Raw genomic sequence first — 7699 nt, forward strand, 5'->3', positions numbered from 1 at the left:
CGGCCACGGGTGTCCGGGGTCCATGCCGCTGCTGGGATATATTACAGAGCATGCTTTACTTCAGCGTTCCGCTCGGCAAGTTCGTCCGCCGGGTCTCCCGGCTCAGGGGCGGAGGCTCGGCCCTTCCCGGGCTTGTGGTCGAAAAGATCGACCCCGATTTCATGCGGCGGACGCTGTCCACGCTGCCGTTGGGGGTCGCCGTCGTCAGTGGCACGAACGGGAAGACCACCACCACCAAGATGGTGGTGGAACTGCTCGAGAGCCAGGGACTGAAGGTCTTCACGAACCGCACCGGCAGCAACTTCACCCGCGGCGTGGCCGCGGCGCTCCTGGGCGAGGTGGACTGGCGGGGCCGGCTCGATGCCGACGTCGCGGTCCTGGAACTGGATGAGGCGCATGCCGTGCACTTCGTCAACAAGGTCCCGCCGCGGTACAGCCTCCTGCTCAATGTCCTCCGCGACCAGCTGGACCGGTTCGGCGAGATCGACAAGACCGCAGAGCTGCTCCAGCACATCGCGTCCAAGACCACCGGGACCGTGGTCCTGAACCGGGAAGACCCCCGCGTCGCCCGGATCGCCCAGACCCTGGACGGGCCGGAGGTGCTCTACTTCGGGCTGGACGATTCCCTGCTGAGCACCTTCCCGAACGATGACGAAATGCGCGCCGCCCCGGGCAGTCCGGTGCCGGCCGCCCCCGCCCGGCCCGCCGCCGACGTCGTGTTGCGCCGCGTGGGGGCCGACGACGCCGATTTCGAGTACGACGGCGCGACTGTGACCACGGGGATGAAACTGCGCGGCGTCTACAACATCTTCAATGCCGCCGCCGCGCTGACCCTGGCCCGCGGTGTCTCGGGCGCCCGCGGCACCGGGACCGACCAGGCCGGCCTGCTCACGGCGCTGTCCAAGGTGGCGCCGGCGTTCGGCCGCGGCGAAAGCCTCGTGGTTGACGGCCTGCCGCTGGAGCTGGTCCTGGTCAAGAACCCCAGCGGGTTCCGACTCGGCCTGAAATCGTTCCCGGCCGCCGGGTACGCCACGATGATCGCGATCAACGACAACTACGCAGACGGTCGGGACATGTCCTGGCTGTGGGACGTCGAATTCGACACGCTCCGCGACGGCGGCGTGGACCAGCTCACGGGCTCCCGCGCGTACGACATGGCGCTGCGGCTGCAATACGACGACGTCGCCATCGGCGCCGTCGACCCGGAAATCGCGCCGGCACTGGCATCGTTCATCCGCGGCGGCCAGGGCAAGCCGAAGCGGATCTTCTGCACCTACACGGCCATGCTGGCCATCCGCCGCGAGCTGTCCAAAATCACCACAGTGGAGGTGGTCTCATGACCCCCCGGTCCCCCGAAACCCCGCACGAGCTCTCCTTTGGGCACGAACTTCCGCCCGAAGATTCCGCGGCCCCCAGCAAGGGAACCATCCGGGTCCTGCAGCTCTACCCGCGGGACATGAACATCTACGGCGACTGGGGCAACGCCCTGGTCCTCGCGCAGCGCCTGCGCTGGCACGGCTACACGCCGGAACTGCTTGAATACAACGTCGGTGACCCGTTCCCGGCGGACGTGGACCTGATTGTCGGTGGAGGCGGGCAGGACAGCGGACAGCTCGTCATCCAGGACGACCTCCTCTCACGCGAATCCACCCTGAAGCAACTGGCCGACGACGGCACCCCGATGCTCGTGATCTGCGGGCTGTACCAGCTGTTCGGGAAATTCTTCAAGACCCGGCTCGGCACGGTCCTGCCGGGCATCGGCATCCTGGACGTGGAGACCCACGGCACCGACGAACGCCTGATCGGGAACGTCACGGTCTCCTCCCCCGAGTTCGGCAGCATCCTGGGCTACGAGAACCACAGCGGCCAGACCACACTGGGACCGGGCGTCGAACCGCTCGGCACCACCGCCAAGGGCACCGGCAACAACAGCACCGACGGCCAGGAAGGCGCCCGCTACCGCAACATCGTGGCGAGCTACCTGCACGGCTCGCTGCTGCCCAAGAACCCGGCCCTCGCGGATTTCCTGATCCGGACCGCCGTCGAACGCAAATGCGGCAGCTTCACTCCGGGCACCCCGGACGACTCCTACGCGGTGCTGGCGCGTGAACACGCCGCCCGCCGGCCCCGCTGACTCCTGTGGCCGGCACTCCCGGCGGCACCATGCTGATCGGGCGTGACACCCCGGAGCGGGACGACGTCCTGCAGCTCCTGGGCGAGCACCTCGCCGACATGTACGCGACCTCCCCGCCCGAAAGCGTCCACGCCCTGGATCCCGCCGCGCTGGCCGGACCCGGCATCAGCTTCTGGACCGCCCGGCAGGACTCCCTGCTGTTGGGCTGCGCGGCGCTGAAACACCTGGCTCCCGGCGACGCCGAGATCAAGTCGATGCGCACCGCGGCGGCGGCGCGCGGGCGCGGAGTTGCCTCGGCGCTGCTGCGCCATCTCCTGGCGGAGGCCCGGCGCAGCGGCTACCGGCGGATGTTCCTGGAGACGGGAAGCCAGGAGTTTTTCGCCCCGGCGCGGCGGCTGTACCAGCGGCACGGCTTCACGGACTGCCCACCCTTTGCCGGCTACGAAGCCGACCCCAACAGCGTCTTCATGAACCTGCTCCTCGACGCCGGGTAGCAGCCCGGTAGCCGGCCCAGTCTGCCGTTACCGGCTCCCGACGAAGGCCAGCACGTCCCGCGGCACGCGCCTGCTCGATCCCGCCCGGAGGTGGCCCCACCGCTCATACAGAATCAGGGTGCAGTCTGGAATCAATCGCGCGGTCTCCTCCGCAACCGCCCTCGGGAAGAACGTGTCCCGCCCGCCACACAGCAGCAGCACGGGCGGACGAATGAGCGGCAGCACCGCCCGCGCGTCGAACGCCAACTCGGCCCGCGCCTCCGTAAGGACGTCCGCGGCGGGGCACCCGGAGGGGTCCAGCACCCGCCTGCCGACAACAGGGCCCAGCAGTTCCCGCAGCCAGCGGGTCCGCGGGCCCGGTAGGAGGTACTCGGCCAGGACCGTCCCCGCGCGGCCCGGGTCTCCGGCGGCGACGGCGGCGGCCATCCGCTCGTCCACGTCCTTGCCCCACGCGCTCAGCTCGGCCGCAGTGACCACCATGGCAATGTGCCCAAAGGACTGCGGATGGCGGGCAGCCAGGTACTGCCCAATCATCCCGCCGAATGACTCGGCCACCACCAGGTCGACCCGGCCGTCGAACTCCTCGGCGATCAGCTGAGCGTAGTCATCCGCCATGTCTGCGCTGGTGTGCGGTGCCGGCATGTTCCGCCGGCGGGTGACAACCCAGATGGCGTACCCGGCCTCCTGATAGGCGGCAAACTCCCGCCGGAGCAGTCCGCGTAGCACCCCCTGGGGCACAAAACTCCCCGGTCCGCCCTGGACGAAGAGCAGGGTCTTCGCGCCCCGGCCCCACGTCAGGTACTCCATCCCGTTCCGGAACGTCCCGCTCCGCGGTGCCGGATCCCGCCGGTCCGCCCGCACCATGACGACGCCGGCCTACGGCGTTGTCTGTGGCGTTGTCTGCGGCTGCCGCAGCAGCTCCGCGAACTCCGCAGGCCGGGATGCCGGCCACCAGTGGCCGCTGTCCACGTGGATCACCGTGAGGTCATCCACCCACGATTCCAGTCCCTCCACGAGGCCCGGTGACAGGAAGGAATCCTTCAGCGGCACCACCACCTGGACAGGCATGGTCACGCGGCCGCCTGCCGGCCAGTTTACGGACGAGAAAAAATTGGCGCGGTAGAGGGCCAGCCCGCGGACGGGATCATCGCCGACGTCGCGCTTCGCCGTCTGCCCGTAGCGTTTGGTGAGGAACAGGCGCCAGGCGGCCTCCGGCAGCTTCGGCACAAGGAACGCGGGGATGTACCAGCTGCGGGCCAGTTGCCCGGCCAGCTGCGGCCACGCCCGTGGACGTGCATACCGGCTTCGCACCCAGCGGGCGAAGTGCCGCAGGTCCGGGCCCGAGATGGACGTGTACCGGCCGATCAGGCCCGCGGCCCTGGGGTCCTGGACGGAGGCCCAGCCCTGGATCGATCCCCAGTCATGGCCCACGAGATGGACGTCCGTGGCTCCGACGGCGGCCAGCACGGCGAACATGTCATCCACGAGCGCCTTTAGGGTGAAGTCCCCGGGGCGGCCGATGACGGCGGACGCGCCCGCGTTCCGGGTGTCGTAGGCGACCACGTGGTGGCTTCGGGCCAGATCACGGATGCCCGGCAGGTATACCTGATGGTCGTCCGGATAGCCGTGTACCAGCAGCAGCGTCGGCACCCCCGGTCCCGGCTCCCTGCCATACTCAAACACGGCAAGCTCGGCCCCGTCCGACGCGACGGTGCGCCGCCTTTCGTTGATCATCTCCATGCCGCCCAAGCTTAGGGCTTCCGGGAAAGAATCAGCTCATGGGCGCCCGCCGCGGCGGCGCCCATCGACTCCAGCACTGCCGTGGTGCGCCGGCGCGTCGCGGCGTCCGCGGCCGTACCGGCGCAACGGCCCTGCGGCGCGTCGGCCGCCACCGAGCACCAGCGGTAGGGTCCGCGGACCATCACCGACGGCGCCCAGGCCAGATCCGAGGCGGTCCAGGCCCCGGCCGCGTCCTGGCTGAACTGCACCCGGACCAACAGGCCCTCGTTGTTGACCACGAACGACGGCGAGAGCTCGGTGATGCCGTTGCCGAGCCCGTACACAATCCAGGTTCCCTTGTACTTCTCGATCGGTAGCACCGAATGGCTGTGGTGACCATAGATCATGCTGAACTGGCCGCTGTCCACGAGCGCATGGGCGACGTCGCGCTGCTGGGCGTTGGGCCCGGTTGAGTACTCCTCGCCGGCGTGCATGACCCCCAGCACGATGTCCGCGCCCAAAGCCCTGGCCTTGCGTGCCTTGGAAATCATGGCACCGGGATCGAGCAGGTCGACCTGCCAGGGTTGCTCGGCGCGCAGCCCGTTGAGGCCAAACGTGGCATCAACGACAGCGATCCTGGCCGCGGCGGTCTGCAGGATCAGTATTCCCTGCGACTCCGCCTCGGTCCGGTACGAGCCCGTGTGCCGGAGCCCCGCGGCGTCGAGGGTATCCAGGGTGCGGATAAGTCCCCGGGTGCCGCGGTCAACGGTGTGGTTGCTGGCCGTCGTGCAGGCCTGATAGCCCACGCCCCGCACGGCGGTGATGATCTGCGGCGGGACGTTGAAAGAGGGATACCCGGAGAATGGCCCGTCCGGGCCGGCCACCGGCGTTTCCAGATGGCAGATCGCCACGTCGCTCTGCTCGATGTAGCGCCGCTGGCCCTCCAGCAACGGCCCGAAGTCCAGCCCCGCCGCGTCGGCGGTGCGGGCGTCCTCGCGGGCCTGTTGCCAGAGCTGGGGGTGGACCAGCATGTCCCCGGTGACAAGGACGGAGGTGCACCGGGCGGCCGCACAGCCGGGACCCATCCCCGGCGTCGGCGTCGGGGTCGGGGTCGGGGTCGGCATCGGGGTGCCCGACGGCGGTTGGGCAACGGCGGCCGCTCCCCCGGTACCGCCGGTTCCCGCCGTGGGACTCGGGGCGTGGTCGGGCCCGGCGAGGAGGCCGCAGGATGCCAGCAACGGCGCGAGAACAACGGCCGCGGCGGCGGCCAGCATCCGGCCACGCAGACCTGCTCTGATGTTCCCCATGCCGGCCATCCTACGGTGAGCGGAATCACAACACACGGAGGCAATCGTTGAGAAGCCGTCGCCTGCATGAAAGAGTCACTTCATGACCAATCCCCTCCTGAGCCCCAGCACCCTGCCCTATGGACTGCCGCCGTTCGCGGATATCGAAGACGCACATTACGCCGAGGCCATCGAGGCGGGCCTGGCCGAGCACCTTGCCGAAATCGAGGCAATCGTGAACGAGCCGGCCGCCCCGACCTTCGAAAACACGGCTCTGGCCATGGAACGCTCCGGCAGGCTCCTGGAACGCGCCGCCGCGTCCTTTTTCACCCTGGTTTCCGCGGACGCCTCGGACGCCATCCGGGACCTCGAGACCCGCCTGTCCCCGCTCTTTGCCGCCCACCAGGACGCCGTCTACCTCAACCGCGGGCTCTATGAACGCTTCGCGGCGCTGGACGCAGCCGTCCTGGACGCGGAGTCCGCCCGGCTCGTGGAGGAATACCTCAAGGAGTTCCGGGCCTCCGGCATCCAGCTTGACGATGCGGGCCAGGAGCGCCTCAGGGACGTCAACGCCGAGCTTTCCCGGCTCGGCACCGAGTTCGGGCAGCGCGTCAAGGAGGGCATGAAGTCCGCTGCCCTGCTCCTTGACGACGCCGCAGACCTCACCGGACTGCCCGCCGACGACGTCGCCAGCGCCGCCGAGGCCGCCCGGACCGCCGGGCACGAGGGAAAGTTCCTGCTGACCCTGATCCAGCCAAGCAACCAGCCCGCCATGGCCGCGCTGGCGAACCGGGACGTCCGACGCCGTCTCTACGAGGCCTCCATCGGCCGCGGGAGCGACGGCGGCAGCTTCGATGTGCTCGATCTGGTCAAGGACATGGTCCGGCTCCGCGCCGAGAAGGCAAGCCTTTTGGGCTTCGCGAACTTCGCCGAACTCAGCGTGGACCGGCAGACGGCACCGGACTTCCAGGCCGTTCAGGCGATGATGAGCCGGCTGGCCCCGGCCGCGATCCGCAACGCCGACGCGGAGTCTGAGGCGCTGGCCGAGGCTGCCGGCCACCCCCTCGAGGCCTGGGACTGGGCGTATTACTCGGCCAAGGTCAAGCGGGAGCGGTATGCCGTGGACGAGCAGGCCCTGCGCCCCTATTTCGAACTGGACCGGGTTCTGAATGACGGTGTGTTCTTCGCGGCGAACGCCCTGTACGGCGTCACCTTCCACGAACGCGCCGACCTCGCCGGCTACCACCCGGACGTGCGTGTCTGGGAGGTGAAGAATTCCGACGGCACGGACCTGGGCCTGTTCCTGGGCGACTACTACACCCGTGACACGAAGCGCGGGGGCGCCTGGATGAATTCCCTCGTGGAGCAGTCCGGGCTGTTGAACACCCGTCCTGTGGTGATCAACAACCTCAACATCTCCAAGCCGCCGGCCGGCGAGCCCACCCTGCTGACGCTGGACGAGCTCCGCACCACGTTCCACGAGTTCGGCCATGCCCTGCACGGCTTGTTTTCCGCCGTCACGTATCCGCGGTTCTCGGGTACGAACGTGCCGCGGGACTTCGTGGAATACCCTTCGCAGGTCAACGAAATGTGGATCATGTGGCCCGAGGTCCTGGCCAACTATGCCCGCCACCATGCGACCGGCGAGCCCCTGCCGCAGGAGACCGTGGACAAGCTCGACGCCGCGCAGCTTTGGGGCGAAGGCTTCGGCACCACGGAATACCTCGGCGCGGCCCTGCTGGATCTGGCGTGGCATGTCCTTGACGGTTCCGAGATCCCGGACGACGCCGTCGAGTTCGAGGCAAAGGCACTGGCCGCGGCCGGGGTGGCGCACAGCCTGATCCCGCCGCGCTACCGGACCGGTTATTTCCAGCACATCTTCGCGGGAGGCTGGTACGCGGCCGGCTACTACTCCTACATCTGGAGCGAGGTCCTGGATGCGGACACCGTGGAATGGTTCAAGGAAAACGGCGGCCTCAGCCGGGCCAACGGCAATTTCTTCCGGGCCGAGCTGCTTTCCCGCGGCAACAGCCGTGACCCGCTGGAGTCGTTCCGCGCCTTCCGCG

General features: G+C 68.9%; 7 protein-coding genes. 4 read left to right on the forward strand and 3 right to left on the reverse strand.

The features are described 5' to 3' along the window. Window positions 1-50 precede the first annotated feature (50 nt). Genes AC1DZQ_RS04685 through AC1DZQ_RS04695 form a run of 3 tightly spaced genes read left to right on the forward strand, consistent with a single transcriptional unit; the run spans window position 51 to window position 2628 of the window. The gene (locus tag AC1DZQ_RS04685) at window positions 51-1340 is read left to right on the forward strand and encodes a MurT ligase domain-containing protein (RefSeq protein WP_476962396.1); all 1290 of its coding nucleotides are present in this window, start codon (window positions 51-53) and stop codon (window positions 1338-1340) included. Next, window positions 1337-2134, forward strand: coding sequence for a type 1 glutamine amidotransferase (locus AC1DZQ_RS04690; protein WP_476962397.1), 798 nt, complete (start codon window positions 1337-1339; stop codon window positions 2132-2134). The genes AC1DZQ_RS04685 and AC1DZQ_RS04690 overlap by 4 nt, the downstream gene beginning before the upstream one ends. Before the next feature lie 29 nt (window positions 2135-2163). Next, complete coding sequence (locus AC1DZQ_RS04695) at window positions 2164-2628, forward strand: GNAT family N-acetyltransferase (protein WP_476962416.1); 465 nt, start codon at window positions 2164-2166, stop codon at window positions 2626-2628. A gap of 27 nt (window positions 2629-2655) precedes the next feature. Here AC1DZQ_RS04695 and AC1DZQ_RS04700 read toward each other — a convergent pair whose 3' ends face one another. The 3 genes from AC1DZQ_RS04700 to AC1DZQ_RS04710 form a co-directional block, all read right to left on the reverse strand. Further along, entirely contained in the window at window positions 2656-3435 is a 780-nt protein-coding gene (locus tag AC1DZQ_RS04700; protein ID WP_476962398.1) for an alpha/beta fold hydrolase, read from the reverse strand. A 69-nt stretch (window positions 3436-3504) separates the two neighbouring features. Beyond that, window positions 3505-4368, reverse strand: coding sequence for an alpha/beta fold hydrolase (locus tag AC1DZQ_RS04705; protein ID WP_476962399.1), 864 nt, complete (start codon window positions 4366-4368; stop codon window positions 3505-3507). A gap of 11 nt (window positions 4369-4379) precedes the next feature. Next, window positions 4380-5654 (reverse strand): CapA family protein, encoded by a 1275-nt coding sequence (locus AC1DZQ_RS04710; RefSeq protein WP_476962400.1) that lies wholly within the window; start codon window positions 5652-5654, stop codon window positions 4380-4382. 82 nt (window positions 5655-5736) lie between these two features. On the opposite strand from AC1DZQ_RS04710, the gene AC1DZQ_RS04715 reads away from it, so the two are divergent. Further along, window positions 5737-7699 (forward strand): M3 family metallopeptidase (locus AC1DZQ_RS04715; protein ID WP_476962401.1); only part of this gene is annotated, 1963 nt, incomplete at its 3' end.

This window comes from Arthrobacter sp. P1_C12_2, from assembly GCF_056406415.1.

Excerpts from the sequence above, each read along its gene's own strand:
- AC1DZQ_RS04705 (WP_476962399.1), bottom strand. The coding sequence starts at position 4,368 with ATGGAGATGATCAACGAAAGGCGGCGCACCGTCGCGTCGGACGGGGCC.
- AC1DZQ_RS04690 (WP_476962397.1), top strand. The coding sequence starts at position 1,337 with ATGACCCCCCGGTCCCCCGAAACCCCGCACGAGCTCTCCTTTGGGCAC.
- AC1DZQ_RS04695 (WP_476962416.1), top strand. The coding sequence starts at position 2,164 with ATGCTGATCGGGCGTGACACCCCGGAGCGGGACGACGTCCTGCAGCTC.
- AC1DZQ_RS04685 (WP_476962396.1), top strand. The coding sequence starts at position 51 with ATGCTTTACTTCAGCGTTCCGCTCGGCAAGTTCGTCCGCCGGGTCTCC.
- AC1DZQ_RS04700 (WP_476962398.1), bottom strand. The coding sequence starts at position 3,435 with ATGGAGTACCTGACGTGGGGCCGGGGCGCGAAGACCCTGCTCTTCGTC.
- AC1DZQ_RS04710 (WP_476962400.1), bottom strand. The coding sequence starts at position 5,654 with ATGGGGAACATCAGAGCAGGTCTGCGTGGCCGGATGCTGGCCGCCGCC.